The organism is Pseudoxanthomonas sp. LjRoot206, assembly GCF_056175725.1.
Map to the genome: position 1 here is coordinate 205,923 of NZ_JBGFFI010000003.1, position 16,064 is coordinate 221,986.

Consider the following 16,064-nt stretch of genomic DNA (forward strand, 5'->3'; position numbering starts at 1 on the left):
TGTCACATGACACGCTCTCCGCGCCACGCGCGCGGTTCTACCGACCAGAAGGAGGCACACATGCGTATCGAGACTTACGGCCATGAAATCGAAGTCACTCCCGCCTTGCGCGAATACGTTGAAACCAAACTGAAGCGGTTGGAGCGCCACTTCGAGCAACCCTGCGAAGTCCGTACGCAACTGGGAACCCGCAAGCCCGATTACCTCGCCGAGGCCACGGTCAACGTGTCCGGGCGCACCCTGCATGCCGACGCCGGCGCGCAGACGATGTACGCGGCCATCGACATCCTGGCCGACAAGCTCGACCGCCTGCTGGTCAAGCACAAGGAAAAGCGCACCGACGTCCAGCGCCACAGCATGCGCGGCGAACTGATCGGCTGACGCATCGCCCCACGGGCCGCTTCGCGCCGCGGAGCGGCCCTTGCACTCCACGAGTAATTTCGCGTCCAGCGCCTTCGCGACGCCTTCGTGGTCGCGCGCTCCCGGAAGGGACATTACACTGGCCCTCGCTGCGCTCCGGGCGGATCGCGCCGACTCCCTGTCGTCGAGGGCATACCGTCCGGAGAAGCGCTCCCTTCCCGCCGGCTGCCTCCGCATGATGAATACCAGCATCACCGCCCGTGAACTGTTCGACCAGCAGAAGGACAAGCTGGCCCTGCGCTGGCTGGCAGGACAGAAGGGCGAGAAGCGCGTGCTGGAGTCCGGCGATACCGTCTCGCGACGCCCGTCGCTGGCCGGCTATCTCAATGCCGTCTACCCGAACAAGGTGCAGATTCTCGGCACCGAGGAACTGACCTGGCTGGATTCGCTCGATTCGCGGCAGCGCTGGGAGACCATCGAGAAGATCGTGCAGGCCAAGCCGCTGGCACTGGTGATCAGCAAGAGCCAGTCCTGCCCCGAAGACCTGCGTGAGGCCGCCAACGAGAACGATACCCCCCTGTGGGGCTCGCCCAAGCGCGGCCACGAACTGCTCAACCATCTCTCCTACCACCTGGCACGCACATTGGCGCCGCGGGTGACGCTGCACGGCGTCTTCATGGAGATCTATTCGATCGGCGTGCTGATCACCGGCGAGGCAGGATCCGGCAAGAGCGAACTGGCACTGGAACTGCTGAGCCGCGGCCATCGCCTGGTCGCCGACGACGCACCGGAGTTCACCCAGATCGCGCCGGACGTGCTCGACGGCACGTGCCCCGAACTGCTGCAGGACCTGCTGGAAGTGCGTGGACTGGGCGTGCTCAACGTGCGCGAGATGTTCGGCGACACGGCGGTGAAGAAGAACAAGTACCTGCGCCTGATCGTCCACCTGACCCGGCCGATGACCGAGCCCAATCCGCATGGCTACGAGCGGCTGACCGGCGACTCCGGAACGCGCCACGTACTGGACCTGGACGTGCCGCTGATCACCCTGCCGGTGATGCCCGGCCGCAACCTGGCCGTGCTGACCGAAGCCGCCACGCGCCTGCACATCCTGCGCACCAAGGGCATCGACCCGGCGGCGATGTTCATCGCCCGCCACAGCAACCTGCTCGAGCGCAGCACGCCATGACCGCGACCGGCGACGACGCCGCGCCGTTGCACGAGGACGCCGGCGCCACCGCGCCGCCCACGGTGGTGATCGTCAGTGGCCTGTCCGGCTCGGGCAAGTCGGTGGCGCTGAAGACGTTCGAGGACCTGGACTACTACTGCGTCGACAACCTGCCCGTGGACCTGCTGCCGTCGTTCGTGCGCAGCCTGGTCCGCGAGGACGAGCTGCCGCCCAAGATCGCGGTCGGCATCGACGTGCGCAGCCGCCACAGCGACCTGTCGAAGCTGGCGCAGTGGCGCGCGGCGCTGGCGCAACTGGGGCTGTCGGGCCGGCTGGTCTTCTTCGACGCCGGCGACGACGTGCTGCTGCGCCGCTACTCCGACACCCGCCGCCGGCATCCGCTGGGCCATGGCGGCCTGTCGCTGCAGGAGGCGATCCGGCAGGAGCGCGAGATCGTCCAGCCGCTGCGCGACGAGGCGGACGTCGTCATCGACACCAGCCAGCTCAACGTGCACCAGCTGCGCCGCCGGATCATCGCCGAGTTCGCCCTCAACCGCGGCACGCAGCTCTCGCTGCTGTTCGAATCCTTCGCCTACAAGCGCGGCGTGCCGGCGGACGCGGACTTCGTGTTCGATGCCCGCGTGCTGCCCAATCCGCACTGGAACCCGGAACTTCGCCCCTACGCCGGCCGCGACCCGAAGGTGCGGGCGTTCCTCGACACGCAGCCCGACGTGGCCGAGTACGTCGGTCAGGTCAGCGGCTTCCTCGACACCTGGCTGCCCCGCCTGCGCGGCGAGACCCGCAGCTACGTGACCATCGCCTTCGGTTGCACCGGCGGCAAGCACCGCTCGGTCTACCTGGCCGAAACCCTGGCCCGGCACGCACGCGAGCAGGGCTGGGAAGAAGTCGCCACCTTCCACCGCGAACTGGACTGAGCCGACCCGTGCATCCGGCAGGGTAATGTGACCCGGCCATGCCCGCTCCGTTCCATCGGCGCCGCTTCCAGCGTGTCATGCCGGTCTGTTAACGTTCCGGCATGGCCTGTGGCATTCTTCTTGTGACTCATCCTGGCGTGGGCGCGGCGATCCTGGCGGTCGCCACGGCGTTGCTGCGACAGCTGCCCCTGAAGGCGGAAGCCTTCGAGGTGCCGTTCGACGCCGACCTCGATGTCCTGCTCCCGCAGGCATCGGCCGCGCTGCGGCGTGTGGACGGGGGCGACGGCGTGCTGGTGCTGACCGATCTGTACGGGGCCAGCCCCAGCAATCTGGCCGGCAAGCTGGCCCGTCTGGGCACACCGGTGCGCCGCGTGTCGGCGCTCAGTCTGCCCATGCTGCTGAGGGTGATGAACTATCCGGAACAGGGACTGGACGACCTGCCTGCCACTGCCGCGGCCGGCGCACGCAATGGAGTCATTCACGACGATGCTTGAACGCGAACTCATCATTTCCAACCGCCTCGGGCTGCACGCGCGCGCCACCGCCAAGCTGGTGCAGACGCTGTCCGGGTTCCGCTGCAACGCGACGCTGGCGGCCAAGGGCCGCGAAGTGAACGCCAAGAGCATCATGGGCGTCATGCTGCTCGCCGCCGGCCAGGGCACCCCGGTCATCGTCCGCATCGAGGGCGAGGACGAAGCCGCCGCCATGCAGGAAGTCGTCTCGCTGTTCGAGCGACGATTCGACGAGGAGTCCTGATGCGGGCGCTGCTGCCGGGCCATGGGGCTTCGCGCGGCAGCGCGCTGGGACGTGCGCGGGTCCGGCTGCCGCATGTGCTCGATGTCGTCGAGCAGCACATCCGCCAGGACCAGATCGACGATGAGATAAACCGCCTGCATGCGGCGGTCGACGCCACCCGCGGCGAGATGCACAGCCTGCGCGCACGGCTGCACGGCGCGCTGGCGAAGGAGGTCGGCGAGTTCCTCGACCTGCACGCCCTGCTGCTGGACGATCCCGAACTGCTGCATGGCCTGGACGAACTGATCCGTACCGGGCGTTACGCGGCCGACTATGCGCTGCGCCTGCAGCGCGACCGGCTCGCCGCCGTCTTCGACGGCATGGACGATGCCTACCTCAAGAGCCGCATGGACGACCTCGATCATGTGATCGGGCGCATCCACGCGCACCTGCACCAGCGTGCGCCCGACGCGCCTGCCGTCGCCGGCGAGATCCTGGTCAGCGACAACGTGGCGCCGTCCGAACTCGCGGAGCTCCAGCAGCACGGGGTCGTTGCGGTCGTCACCGCCGCCGGCAGCGCGCTGTCGCACAGCGCCATACTCGCGCGCAGCCTGCACCTGCCGCTGGTGGTGGGCAATGCGCAGGCGCTGCAGAAGATCAACGACGGCGACGTGCTGCTGGTCGACGGCGCCACCGGCGAGGTGGTGGTCGATCCCGATCCTGACGACCTGCGCCGCTACCGCGAACGCCTGCGCGAGGCCGCCAAGGAGGCGCGCGAACTCGGCCGCCTGCGTTCCAAGCCCAGCCGCACCCGCGACGGCGTCGACATCGCCCTGTGGGCCAATGCGGAATCGCTGGAGGATGTGGCGAGCGCGCATGCCCTCGGCGCCGCCGGCGTGGGCCTGTACCGCACCGAGTTCCTGTTCCTGCAGCAGCGCGAGCTGCCCAGCGAGGAGCAGCAGTTCCAGGTCTACCGCGACCTCGTGCTCGGCATGGGCGGCCGGCCGGTGACCATCCGCACGCTCGATCTCGGCGCCGACAAGGCGGACCGTGCCGGCCTGGTCGTCAGCGACGAAGACAATCCGGCACTCGGCCTGCGTGGCGTACGCCTGTCGCTGGCGCATGCCGGCGTGTTCGACACCCAGCTGCGCGCCATCCTGCGCGCGTCCCATTACGGCCCGGTGCGCGTGCTCGTGCCGATGGTCAGCAGCCGCGAGGAAATGCTGGATGTGCGCCGCCGCCTGCAGCGCGCGGCCCTGCAGCTGCGCAAGCAGGGCCACGAGATCGCGGTGCAGCTCGAACTGGGCGCGATGATCGAAGTGCCCGCCGCGGCGATCGCCCTGCACGCCTTCGTCGACGTGGTGGACTTCGTCTCGATCGGCACCAACGACCTGGTGCAGTACCTACTGGCGGCCGATCGCAACAACGAGGCCCTGGGCGAACTGTATTCCCCGCTGCATCCGGGCGTGCTGCGCCTGCTGCGGCATGTGATCCGCACCGGCGCCGAACACGACCTCCCGGTGGCGATGTGCGGCGAGATCGCCGGCGACGCCACGCTCGCGCCGATGCTGCTGGCGCTGGGCCTGCGCGAATTCAGCCTGCACCCGGCGACGCTGCTGGAGGTGCGCCGCGCCATCCGCGATGTCGATCTCGGCGACCTGGAAGCACGCACCGAGAAACTGCTGCAGGCGCGCGACCGCGCCGGCATCGAGCGCTGGTTGAAGGCGGCGGTCGCGAGCTGACAGCACCTGTAGGAGCGCCCCATGGGCGCGATGCTTTTCCGCTCTCGAATCCAATGCACCAGCATCGCGCCATGGGGCGCTCCTACACCAGCATGGGATCCTTATCGGATGGCTTGTACAGGGTGTCCATAACCCGCAGGCCGGGCGATAATGGCGCAATGAACGCCTGATGCCCCGGTCGCATCCGCCTGACGGATCGGCCCCATTCCGGAGTACCGAATGGTCGAGACCATCCGCCACGACAAGACCGCGCGCCAGTTGCGCCTGCTCTCCGACGCGCTCGACAGCGGTCGGCTGGGTCCCGTGCGCCGGCTGGTCAATACCTTGTCGCCCGCGGAGATCGGCAACCTGCTGGAGTCGCTGCCGCCGGGCAAGCGCGAAGTCGTCTGGGGCCTGGTCGATCCCGAGGACGACGGCGAGGTGCTGGTGCACGTCGGCGACGAGGTGCGCGAAAGCCTGCTGGCGGACATGGACACCGACGAGATCGTCGCCGCCGTCGAAGACCTCGACATCGACGACCTCGCCGACCTGGTCGAAGACCTGCCCGACACCGTCATCGACGAAGTCCTCAAGTCGATGGACCGCGAGAACCGCGAGCGCCTGGAACAGGTGCTGTCCTACGCCGAGGACACCGCCGGCCGCTTGATGAATCCGGACGTGGTCACTGTGCGCGCCGACGTCAATGTCGACGTGGTACTGCGCTACCTGCGCCTGCGCGGGGAGCTGCCCGACCACACCGACCACCTGTACGTGGTCAGCCGTCGCCACCAGTACCTCGGCCGGGTGCCGCTGGCCGCGCTGGTCACGCACGAGGACACCACCCCGATCAACCGGCTCATCGACGACGAGCAGCCGGCCATCGACGTGGGCGAGAGCGCGCAGGAAGTGGCGCGCCAGTTCTCCGACCATGACTGGGTGTCGGCGCCTGTCGTGGACGACAACAACATCCTGCTCGGCCGCATCACCATCGACGACGTGGTCGACATCATCCGCGAGCAGGCCGAGCACCAGGCGCTCGGCGCCGCCGGCCTGGACGAGGACGAGGACCTGTTCTCGCCGGTCAAGCGCGCCGTGCGCGGCCGCGTGGTGTGGCTGGGCATCAACCTGTTCACCGCGTTCATGGCGGCCACCGTCATCAAGGAGTTCGATGCCACGCTGGAGAAGATCGTCGCGCTCGCCGTCTTGATGCCCATCGTCGCCGGCATCGGCGGCAATGCGGCCGTGCAGGTGCTGACGCTGATGGTGCGCGGCCTGGCGCTGGGCCAGGTGGGCTCCAGCAATGCCGGCATCCTGTGGTGGAAGGAACTCCGCGTCGCACTGATCAACGGCCTGCTGATCGGCGGCATCGTCGGGCTGATTGCGTTCCTGTGGTTCCGCAGTCCCATGCTGTCGCTGGTGATCGCGTTGGCGCTGATCATCAACTTCTGCGCCGCCGCCACGGCCGGCGTGCTGCTGCCATTGCTGCTGAAGCGCATGAACATCGATCCTGCGGTCGCCGGCACCGTCGTCGTCACCGCGGTCACCGATGTGATGGGCTTCTTCTGCTTCCTGGGCCTGGCCACGCTGATCCTGTTGCACTGAGGCCCGCACATGGAGCGACTCGGCAAGGTCAGCGAATGGAACGACGATCGCGGCTTCGGCTTCATCGCGCCCGTCGACGGTGAGCCGGCACGCGTGTTCTTCCACGTCCGCGACTACCGCCTGGACGGACGCCGGCCCGAGGTCGGCGAGCTGGTGAAGTTCAAGGCGCTGCGCCAATCCGACGGCAAGTGGCGTGCGCAAGCGGTGCAGCGGACGGTCCCCGCCGCGCGTCGCGCCAGTCCGGCTACGCCTGCGCGCAGGCCATCACGGCCGCCATCGGCCATCCCGGGCGCGGCGGCTGTTCTCGCCTACGCGCTGCTGATCGCGTGGGCCATCCGCGGAGGCCGGCTGCCGTTCGAGGCGATGTTCCTGCCGATGATCCTGTCGGCGATCACCTACGTGGTGTACGCGCTGGACAAGCACGCCGCGCAGACCGGCCGCTGGCGCACGCAGGAGACCACGCTCCATCTGCTCGAATTGCTGGGTGGCTGGCCCGGCGCGTGGGTCGCGCAGCACACGTTGCGGCACAAGTCGCGCAAGCCCGGCTACCGCGTCGCGTTCTGGACGATGGTGGTGCTGCACGTTGTCGCCGTGTGTGCGTGGCTGTGGATGCGGGGTTGAGCATGGCGTCGCCCGGTTCGATGCTGGTTCCATAACACGACTCCGTCCCGATTCGACCTCGGGCACTTCCTACGCAAGGCTGCGGTGTAAGCCGATCCCCCCGTTTGATCGAACGCGCGACGCTGGCGCCTCCTCGGCCCGGTCCGCTTCCATGCGCCTGCTGCTCTTCGCCCTGCTCTGCCTGCTCACGTGGTCCGCGCTGTCTGCGCCACCGCCCGAACCGATGCTGGCGACCACGTACCACGACGACATACCCGTCGCGGCTTTCCTCGTCAGCGAAAAACTGGATGGCGTGCGTGCCCGCTGGGATGGCCGGGCCTTGTGGACGCGCGGCGGCGCGCGCATTGCGGCGCCTCCCATGTTCACCCGTGGCTGGCCGGCCGAGCCGATGGACGGTGAACTGTGGATCGCACGTGGCCGCTTCGACGAGGTCAGCGCCCTCATCCGCCGTGTCGGCACCGAGGCGCAGGCCTGGCGCAACGTACGCTTCATGGTGTTCGACCTTCCGGACCATCCAGGTCCGTTTGCCGACCGTGTCGCGCGCATGCAGAACCTCGTCGCAGCGACGCGTAGCACGCATCTCGCGGTGATTCCGCAGCAACGCTTCGACACAAAGGCCCAGCTGGATAACGAACTGGCGCGCGTGGTCGCCCTGGGCGGCGAGGGCCTGATGCTGCATCGACGCAACGCACTCTACCGCGCCGGCCGCAGCGAAGACCTGCTCAAGTACAAGCCGCATGAAGACGCGGAGGCACAGGTCATCGCCCACCTGCCTGGCAAGGGCAAGTACGAAGGCATGATGGGCGCGTTGCAGGTACGCACGCCGGAGGGGCGAAGCTTCCGCATCGGCACCGGCTTCACCGATGCGCAGCGCGCCAGGCCGCCGCCAATCGGCGCGTGGCTGACCTACCGGTACAACGGACTCACCTCGACCGGACTGCCGCGCTTCGCGCGGTTCATGCGGGTGCGCGACGAGATGCCTCCCCCCGACCCCAGGCGCTGACGCGGTGGATCGACGCGGCGCCGTCCGCGACGCGACGGGGTATGCTGCCGCCCGTTACCCTCGGACCGCGACCACCATGCGCTCTCTCGCCACCGCCTGCCTGGGCTTGCTTCTGATCCTGATGACCGCCTGCACCACCACCGCTCCCATGAATCCGACCGGCGAGTTCGTCTCGCGCGAGGTCACCCTGGCAGGCAAGACCTACCGCTACCAGGTGTTCGTGCCCGCCGCGCGCTTCCGCAGCGGCAAGCCGCCGGTGGTGCTGTTCCTCAACGGCTCAGGCGAGCGCGGCAGCGATGGCGTGAAGCAGACGATGGCCGGGCTGGGACCCTACCTGCGCCAGCATGCCGACACGTTCCCTGCCCTGGTGGTGTTCCCGCAGGCGCCGGACGATACGGAATGGACCCAGGACGCCGGCCCCATCGCGTTCGCCACGCTGGACGCCGCGCTGCGCGAGTTCAACGGCGATCCCGACCGTGTCTCGCTGACCGGCATGTCGATGGGCGGCTACGGCACCTGGGAACTGGCGCTGCAGCAGCCCACGCGCTTCGCCGCGCTGGTGCCGGTGTGCGGCGGCATCACGGTGGACTGGGGACGCGACCGTCCCAGCATGAACGTGCACAGCGTGGCAGGCACGGCGGACCCGTTCGCCGCCGCCGCGCAGCACCTGAAGGACGTGCCAACGTGGATCTTCCATGGCGGCAAGGACGACGTGGTGCCGCCGTCGCAGTCGCGGCGCATGGATGCTGCGCTGAAGGCCGCCGGCGCGCGCGACGCCCGCTACACCGAATTTCCCGATGCCAATCACAACAGCTGGGACGCGACCTACGCCTACGCGCCGATGTGGGACTGGCTGTTCGCGCAGAAGCGCGGGCGCTGAGCGTGGCCGAACTCGTCCCCGACTACTTCACCGCCGGCTGGCGCGAGCGCGATCTGGCCTGCCCCTGCGACTGGCACGGCGACAGCCGTGCGATGGCGATGGAACTGCACGACGCCGTCACCGACTACGCCTGCCCCCGATGCGGCAACCTCCTGCTGATCGTCTCGCACCCCAGCCTGGACCAGGTCCGCGCGGCCGCGGCCGCCGGCAATGCCGAGGCAGCGGGTCAACTGGCCATCATCGATGAAGCCCTGGACCGCTTCCCGCCCGGCGCCGGCTGAGTCCACGCCGGCGCGCGCTGCGTCACGCTTCCGCCGGTCCGTGATCGCCGGACGGCCATGCCCCTCAACCCGCGTCCCTCGCGGCCGATAACCCGGCATCCCCTGCTGGCTGACGGGCATCCGCCCATGGCCGTGAGAGCGACGCGCATGGCTGACCTGGCCGACGAAAATTCAGGCGTTTCCGGCGGCTTCCGCCGGTTGTGGTCGCGGCGCCGCGAGGCCGGCGCGTCGGCCTCACGCGAACTCGCCACGACCAAGGCCGGCGGCCAGCAGCCGGCGATCAGCAGCGCGCAACTGCAGGCCCTGTTCGCGCATGCGGAGGAACCCGCAACCCTGCTGTCCGCGTTCGCCAACGGTGTCGCCGGCCTGCCCGGCGAACTGCACGGCATGGGCGAACGCCTGCAGTCCGCGCACGCCGACAGCGACTGGCCGCGTTACGGCCGCGCGTTGCGACAACTGGTCGACAAGTACATCCGCACGATCCAGGACGAGCCGCTGTCCGGCGAAGCCGAACAACTGCGCGACCTGCTGCACCATCTGCTGGTCGGCGGCATGGAGCATCTGCTCCGCGACGATGCCACCCTGCTGCCGCAGGCGCACGCGCTGGCCGACCGCGTGCGCCAATGGCAGCCCGCGCAGCCGCTGGCCGAACTCGGCAGTGACCTCAAGGAACTCTGCCAACAGATCGGCCTGCGCACGCACGAAGTGAACGACGCGCAGGAATTGATGCGCAGCCTGTTCGACCTGCTGCTGGAGAACGTCGGTGAACTGATCGAGGACGGCAGCTGGCTGCAGGACCAGATCGGGGCCGTGCGCCAGCTGCTGGCCGGTCCACTGGACCGCACCGCGCTGGAACAGACCCGCGCCGGCCTGCGCGAGGTCATCTACAAGCAGGGCCTGCTGAAGCAGGGACTGGCCGAGTCGAAGGCGTCGATGAAGGAGATGATGGTGACCTTCGTCGAGCGCCTGGACGGCATGGCCAGCAGCACCGGCGAGTACCACGACCGCATCAGCTTCCACGCGCAGGCCGTGCGCGACAGCCGCAGCATCGCCGAGCTGGGCAAGCGGATGGAGGACATCCTCGACGACACCGCGCAGGTGCAGGCGCAGGCGCTGCGCGCGCGCGACAGCCTGCTGGAGGCGCGCCGCGAGGTGGAGGAAGCCGAGCGCCGCGTGATGAACCTCGAGCAGGAACTGCGATCCGTTTCCGAACTGGTGCGCGTGGACCAGCTGACCGAAGCGCTGAACCGGCGCGGCTTCGACGAACTGTTCAAGCGCGAATCGGTGCGTGCGCTGCGCAGCACCCAGACGCTCTGCCTGGCGCTGCTCGACCTCGACGACTTCCGCCACATCAACGCCGCGCACGGCCACCTCGGTGGCGATGCGGCGCTATGCCATGTCGTGACGTTGGCACGCGCCACCCTGCGCGCCAGCGATGCGGTCGCACGCTTCGGCGGCGAAGAGTTCGTGCTGCTGCTGCCGGACACCAGCTTCCTGGAAGCCATGGGCACGCTGGAGCGCCTGCGCGACCGGCTCGCACACAAGCCGCTGGTCTACGAAGGCGGCGGCATCGTGGCGACCTTCAGCGCGGGCGTGGCGCGCTGGCGGCCGGGCGAATCGCAGGACGAGCTGCTGGCGCGCGCCGACCGCGCCATGTACCAGGCCAAGCAGGCCGGCAAGAACCGCGTGGTCGCCGCGCCGGAGTGAGTCTGACCATCGGTAGGAGGCCCTTCAGGGCCGACCGGAATGCGTCGGGCCTGAAGGCCCTCCTACATAGGTAGCCGGTAGACGCCGGCTCAGCCCAGCAACATCTCCAGCACCGCCATGCGGATGGCGACGCCGTTGCTGACCTGGCGCAGCACCAGCGACTGCGGGCCGTCGGCCACCTCGTCGGTGATCTCGACGCCGCGGTTGATCGGGCCGGGATGCAGCACCACGGCGTCCTTGGCCGCGCGCGTCAGCCGCGTCGTGGTCAGGCCGTAGTCGCGGTGGTAGTCCTCCAGCGAGGACACCAGCCCTTCTTCCATGCGCTCGCGCTGCAGGCGCAGCATCATCACCACGTCGACGCCCTCGAGCATCGCATCGAAATCCTGCCCGGTCGCGCATCCGGCCAGCGTGCCGTCGTCCGGCAGCAGCGACTGCGGGCCGCACACGCGGATCTCGCCCGCGCCCAGCGTGCGCAGCGCATGCAGATCGGAACGCGCCACGCGCGAATGCGCCACGTCGCCGACCATCAGGATCTTCAGGCGCGAGAAGTCGGCGCCCTTGGCCTGGCGGATCGTCAGTACGTCCAGCAGACCCTGGGTGGGATGCGCGCTGCGGCCGTCGCCGGCGTTGATCAAGGCGGTGCCCTCGCCGGCCTCGGCGGCCAGCGCGGCGACCGCGCCGTCGTCGGCATGGCGGACGATGAAGCCGCGCACGCCCATCGCTTCCAGGTTGCGCAGCGTGTCGCGCGCGGTCTCGCCCTTGCGGGTCGACGAGGTGGAAGCGTCGAAGTTCAACACGTCCGCGCCCAGCCGCTGCGCGGCGATGTGGAACGAACTGCGCGTGCGCGTAGACGGTTCGAAGAACAGCGTGCAGACGGTGGTGCCGTCGAGTACCTGCCGGCGCGGCGTGCGGCCGAGCGCGGCGTCGCGGATCTGGCCTGCGCGGTCGATCAGGCGGCACAGGGTGTCGCGTGGCAGGCCGTCGAGGGTAAGGAGGTGGCGCAGGCGTCCGTCGGAATCGAGTTGTGGGGTCATGGGGCGTGGTCGGGAGTGATCAGGTCAGCTGGGTCGCGTCCTGGGGCGCGGCCAGCCAGCGTTCGATGATGACGGCGGCGGCGACGGCGTCGAGCGCGGCGGCGTCGCGGCGGCGCTTGCGGCCTTCGGCGCGGTCCAGCGCAAAGCGTTCGGCGGCTTCGGCGGAGCTGGTACGTTCGTCCACCAGCACCACCGGCAACTGGTAGCGCGTGCGCAGTTCGCGGGCGAAGGCATGGGCGCGCTTGCGGTTCGGCTGGTCGCCGCCGTCCAGCGTCATCGGGTCGCCGACGACCAGGCCGTCGGGCTTCCACTCCGCATGCAGCCGGTCGATGGCCGGCCAGTCGGGCCCGTGGCCGTGCACGTCGATCACCGCCAGCGCGCGTGCGCCGGTACCGAATGCGCTGCCCACCGCCACGCCGATGCGGCGCGCGCCCACGTCGAATCCCAGTACGGTGCCATCCAGCTTCATGCCCACTGCCTCCCTTCGCTACGGTCTGCGCCATCCCGCGACAGCGTCCGTGGATACGGCGTCGGCGTGCGCGGACTCATGCGTGTCCGCTGTAGTCCGTCAGCCGGGTCATGTCCACGCCGATCCGCTGGCCCGCCGTCTGCCAGCGCTGCTCCAGCGGCACGGTGAACAGCAGTTCGGCATCCGCCGGTGCGGTCAGCCAGCTGTTCTCGCCCAGTTCGTATTCCAACTGGCCCGCGCCCCAGCCGGCGCAGCCCAGCGCGACCACGGCGTGCGCCGGGCCTTCGCCCTCCGCCATCGCTTCGAGGATGTCGCGCGAGGTGGTCAGGTACAGGCCGCTGGCGACTTCCAGTGTCGATTCCCAGGCGCGGGCGCTGTCGTGCAGCACGAAGCCGCGCTCTGGATGCACGGGGCCTCCCGCCAAAACGATCTGGTCGTCCAGCCGCGGATCGTGCGAGGCGAGGTTCATCTGCCGCAGCACCTCGCCCAGCGTGTACTCCGACGGGCGATTGACGACCACGCCCATGGCGCCTTCGTCGTCGTGCTGGCAGATCAGGGTAACCGCGCGGGCGAAATTGGGATCCGACAGCGCCGGCAGGGCGATCAGCAGCTGGTTGGCCAGGGGCGTGGCGACGTCTTGCATGGGCACCATTCTAGCCCGGCCCCGCGCATGCCGCGCCTGCCGCGCCTGCGCGGACGGTACCTGTCCGCTACACGCCCTAGAATCGGACCTCCCTCCACCATCCCGCCCCCCCATGCCTGGCTACTGCGACATCGCCCCCGGCCATCCCCTGCACGGCCCCTACCACGACCGTGAGTACGGCTTTCCCCAACGCGAGGAGGCGGTGCTGTTCGAACGCCTGCTGCTGGAGATCAATCAGGCCGGCCTCAGCTGGGAGACGATGCTCAAGAAGCGCGAAGGCTTCCGTACCGCTTACAGCGGCTTCGACGTCGACAAGGTCGCCCGCTACGGCGACAAGGATCGCGCCCGCCTGCTCGCCGACCCCGGCATCATCCGCAACCGGCTGAAGGTCGAGGCCGCCATCCACAACGCGCAGGTCATCCAGCAGTTGCGCAAGCGCCACGGCAGTTTCGCCGCCTGGCTGGACGCGCACCACCCGTTGCCGAAAGCCGACTGGATCAAGCTGTTCAAGAAGACCTTCCGCTTCACCGGCGGCGAAATCACCAACGAATTCCTGATGAGCCTGGGCTACCTGCCCGGCGCGCACCGCGAGGACTGTCCGGCCTTCAAGCGCGCGGCGAAGCAGCGCCCGCCGTGGATGGCCGCCGCAGGGCATTGATCCGGCGCAACCCGCGCGCCGCACGATGGTCGTATCCTGCGGCCCACCGCCCCACGCGATAATCATGGTTTCGTTACGCCGATGCCGCCTCCGATGGACGAAGATCGTATCCGCCACGCCGGCCTGCGCGGCCGCGTGACCAGCGCCGAGCACGCGGCCAGCCTGATCCAGCCCGGCGAGACCGTCGCCATGAGCGGCTTCACCGGCTCCGGCTACCCCAAGGCAGTGCCGCTGGCGCTGGCCACGCGCATCGAACAGGCCCATGCCGCTGGCGTGCCTTTCCAGATCAAGCTGATGACCGGCGCCTCCACCGCGCCGGAACTCGATGGCGCGCTCGCCAAGGCCGATGCCATCGCGCTGCGCATGCCGTTCCAGAGCGATCCCGATGCACGAAAACGCATCAACGATGGCACGCTGGACTACATCGACATCCACCTGAGCCACGTCGCCCAGCATGTATGGTTCGGCTTCTACGGGCCCATCGACACTGCGGTGATCGAAGTGTCGGCGATCCGCGAAGACGGCACGCTGGTGCCGTCTACTTCGGTCGGCAACAACAAGACCTGGCTGGACCTGGCGAACAAGGTCATCGTCGAGGTCAACGACTGGCAGCCGGCCGATGTCGACGGCATGCACGACATCTACTACGGCACCGCGCTGCCGCCGCACCGCAAGCCGATTCCGCTGGAACACGTGCGCGACCGCATCGGCGACACCGGACTGCGCTGCGATCCCGCCAAGATCGTCGCGGTGGTGCGCACGCACGGTCCCGACCGCAACAGCGCGTTCACGCCGATCGACGTCACCAGCGAGCGCATCGCCGCGCACCTGATCGACTTCCTCAAGCACGAAGTGACGCAGGGCCGCCTGCCGCCGACCCTGCTGCCGCTGCAGTCCGGCGTCGGCAACATCCCCAACGCCGTGCTCGCCGGGCTGGCGAAGAGCGGCTTCCGCGGGCTGACCGCGTTCACCGAGGTCATCCAGGACGGCATGCTCGACCTGCTGCGCGAAGGTGTGCTGGACGTGGCGTCATGCACCGGCTTCGCGCTGAGCCCGGAAGCGAACGAGGCGTTCAAGCGCGACATCGCCTTCTACCGCGAGCGCATCATCATGCGCACGCAGGAGATGTCGAACCATCCGGAACTGGTGCGCCGGCTCGGCTGCATCGGCATGAACGGGATGATCGAGGCCGACCTGTACGGCCACGTCAATTCCACCCACGTGATGGGCAGCCGCATCCAGAACGGCATCGGCGGCTCGGGCGATTTCGCGCGCAACGGCTTCATGTCGGTGTTCCTCAGCCCCAGCACCGCCAAGGGTGGGAGCATCTCGGCGCTGGTGCCGATGGTCAGCCACGTGGACCACACCGAGCACGACGTCTCCGTCATCGTCACCGAACAGGGCCTGGCCGACCTGCGCGGCCTCACGCCGAAGCAGCGCGCCCGCCTGCTGATCGCCAACTGCGCGCATCCGGACTACCGCGACGCGCTGCAGGACTATTTCGACCGCGCCCTGCACCACAGCTACGGCAAGCACACCCCGCACCTGCTGCCGGAAGCGCTGTCGTGGCATCAGCGCTGGCTGGATACCGGCAGCATGAAGGGCTGAGCCAGCAGCTTTCGTAGGATGGGTGGAGCCGAAGGCGATACCCATCATCAAGGTGCTGTCGATCTGGCAAGCAATGGGTAGACCGGCTATGCCGTTGAATGCCGCTACGCTCCACCCATCCTACGTCGCCTATCGCGCGCAACCGGCGGTCAGATCCAGTCCATCCCGGTACTTCAGCAAGAATGATTCGAACCCTGTAGGTTCTGCCGGTATTTCCTGAATATCCGCCGCCTGCGTCCGCACCAGAGACCGGGACAAAACACCAACCGCGTCGCCCAGACCGGGGGCCCGCGCCTCGAATCCCGCGAACTCCATCACCACGAGCGCCTGCTCGCTGTTGATCAACACAACGAGCGGCACGCCCTTGCAGGAAAACTCGAGCGAATTCGACGCCTCGTCTCCTGCGTTGAGTTCAACACCTGGACCCACACCTGATCGTTCGATCTCGATGGCGAGCGATCTGATGGCGCGGAACTCGCTCGCCGATAACGGCCGATACACGTCTTGTCTCGCCGGGATCGATGTCGGGTACATCACCCACACCAGAGCCCCGGTCAACACCAGGATGCCGATCACTATCGCGACTGCTTTCATCTGATGCACTTGGCCTGTCGGGGGTCAAGGGATGGAATCACACCG

Annotated in this window: 18 protein-coding genes; 14 read left to right on the top strand and 4 right to left on the bottom strand. The window is 68.6% G+C overall.

The genetic code is table 11. The features are described 5' to 3' along the window. The first annotated feature begins 60 nt into the window (after nt 1-60). The 12 genes from hpf to AC04MD_RS10255 all read left to right on the top strand — a co-directional run bounded on the left by hpf (nt 61) and on the right by AC04MD_RS10255 (nt 11,013). A complete protein-coding gene (hpf, locus tag AC04MD_RS10200) occupies nt 61-381 on the top strand; it encodes a ribosome hibernation-promoting factor, HPF/YfiA family (protein WP_162339176.1) in 321 nt (106 codons plus the stop codon). A 217-nt stretch (nt 382-598) separates the two neighbouring features. Beyond that, on the top strand, nt 599-1,549 hold the full coding sequence (gene hprK / locus AC04MD_RS10205; RefSeq protein ID WP_296278563.1) for an HPr(Ser) kinase/phosphatase: 951 nt from the start codon (nt 599-601) through the stop codon (nt 1,547-1,549). After that, the gene (rapZ, locus tag AC04MD_RS10210; RefSeq protein ID WP_475497172.1) at nt 1,546-2,463 is read left to right on the top strand and encodes an RNase adapter RapZ; all 918 of its coding nucleotides are present in this window, start codon (nt 1,546-1,548) and stop codon (nt 2,461-2,463) included. Before hprK ends, rapZ begins: the two co-directional genes overlap by 4 nt. A 101-nt stretch (nt 2,464-2,564) precedes the next feature. Next, nucleotides 2,565-2,957, top strand: a complete 393-nt coding sequence (locus tag AC04MD_RS10215; protein ID WP_213600920.1) for a PTS sugar transporter subunit IIA — start codon at nt 2,565-2,567, stop codon at nt 2,955-2,957. Next, a complete protein-coding gene (locus tag AC04MD_RS10220) occupies nt 2,950-3,219 on the top strand; it encodes an HPr family phosphocarrier protein (RefSeq protein WP_475497173.1) in 270 nt (89 codons plus the stop codon). Before AC04MD_RS10215 ends, AC04MD_RS10220 begins: the two co-directional genes overlap by 8 nt. Continuing rightward, on the top strand, nt 3,219-4,940 hold the full coding sequence (gene ptsP / locus AC04MD_RS10225; RefSeq protein ID WP_475497174.1) for a phosphoenolpyruvate--protein phosphotransferase: 1,722 nt from the start codon (nt 3,219-3,221) through the stop codon (nt 4,938-4,940). The genes AC04MD_RS10220 and ptsP overlap by 1 nt, the downstream gene beginning before the upstream one ends. Before the next feature lie 219 nt (nt 4,941-5,159). Then, the gene (gene mgtE / locus AC04MD_RS10230) at nt 5,160-6,521 is read left to right on the top strand and encodes a magnesium transporter (RefSeq protein WP_192270163.1); all 1,362 of its coding nucleotides are present in this window, start codon (nt 5,160-5,162) and stop codon (nt 6,519-6,521) included. A 9-nt stretch (nt 6,522-6,530) separates the two neighbouring features. Then, entirely contained in the window at nt 6,531-7,142 is a 612-nt protein-coding gene (locus AC04MD_RS10235) for a DUF1294 domain-containing protein (protein WP_475497175.1), read from the top strand. A gap of 151 nt (nt 7,143-7,293) precedes the next feature. Next, nucleotides 7,294-8,145 (top strand): DNA ligase, encoded by an 852-nt coding sequence (locus tag AC04MD_RS10240; RefSeq protein WP_475497176.1) that lies wholly within the window; start codon nt 7,294-7,296, stop codon nt 8,143-8,145. Nucleotides 8,146-8,221: 76 nt separating this feature from the next. After that, nucleotides 8,222-9,025 carry a carboxylesterase family protein gene (locus AC04MD_RS10245; RefSeq protein WP_475497177.1) on the top strand — a complete coding sequence of 268 codons (804 nt, stop codon included), beginning with the start codon at nt 8,222-8,224 and terminating at the stop codon, nt 9,023-9,025. A 2-nt stretch (nt 9,026-9,027) separates the two neighbouring features. After that, complete coding sequence (locus AC04MD_RS10250; protein WP_475497178.1) at nt 9,028-9,306, top strand: hypothetical protein; 279 nt, start codon at nt 9,028-9,030, stop codon at nt 9,304-9,306. A 147-nt stretch (nt 9,307-9,453) separates the two neighbouring features. Further along, a complete protein-coding gene (locus AC04MD_RS10255; RefSeq protein WP_475497179.1) occupies nt 9,454-11,013 on the top strand; it encodes a GGDEF domain-containing protein in 1,560 nt (519 codons plus the stop codon). An 89-nt stretch (nt 11,014-11,102) separates the two neighbouring features. On the opposite strand, the gene AC04MD_RS10260 is transcribed toward AC04MD_RS10255, so the two are convergent. The 3 genes from AC04MD_RS10260 to AC04MD_RS10270 form a co-directional block, all read right to left on the bottom strand. Beyond that, nucleotides 11,103-12,047: an aspartate carbamoyltransferase catalytic subunit gene (locus AC04MD_RS10260; protein ID WP_475497180.1), complete on the bottom strand. Its 945-nt coding sequence runs from the start codon at nt 12,045-12,047 to the stop codon at nt 11,103-11,105. 19 nt (nt 12,048-12,066) lie between these two features. Next, nucleotides 12,067-12,516 (bottom strand): Holliday junction resolvase RuvX, encoded by a 450-nt coding sequence (gene ruvX / locus AC04MD_RS10265; protein WP_475497181.1) that lies wholly within the window; start codon nt 12,514-12,516, stop codon nt 12,067-12,069. Between the two features lie 76 nt (nt 12,517-12,592). Further along, on the bottom strand, nt 12,593-13,159 hold the full coding sequence (locus tag AC04MD_RS10270; RefSeq protein ID WP_475497182.1) for a YqgE/AlgH family protein: 567 nt from the start codon (nt 13,157-13,159) through the stop codon (nt 12,593-12,595). Nucleotides 13,160-13,271: 112 nt separating this feature from the next. On the opposite strand from AC04MD_RS10270, the gene AC04MD_RS10275 reads away from it, so the two are divergent. Together AC04MD_RS10275 and AC04MD_RS10280 are read left to right on the top strand one after the other, a co-directional pair. Next, nucleotides 13,272-13,817: a DNA-3-methyladenine glycosylase I gene (locus tag AC04MD_RS10275; protein WP_475497183.1), complete on the top strand. Its 546-nt coding sequence runs from the start codon at nt 13,272-13,274 to the stop codon at nt 13,815-13,817. Nucleotides 13,818-13,910: 93 nt separating this feature from the next. Further along, on the top strand, nt 13,911-15,425 hold the full coding sequence (locus AC04MD_RS10280; protein WP_475497184.1) for an acetyl-CoA hydrolase/transferase family protein: 1,515 nt from the start codon (nt 13,911-13,913) through the stop codon (nt 15,423-15,425). Between the two features lie 129 nt (nt 15,426-15,554). Here AC04MD_RS10280 and AC04MD_RS10285 read toward each other — a convergent pair whose 3' ends face one another. Beyond that, nucleotides 15,555-16,019, bottom strand: a complete 465-nt coding sequence (locus tag AC04MD_RS10285; RefSeq protein ID WP_475497185.1) for a hypothetical protein — start codon at nt 16,017-16,019, stop codon at nt 15,555-15,557. Nucleotides 16,020-16,064: the final 45 nt, after the last annotated feature.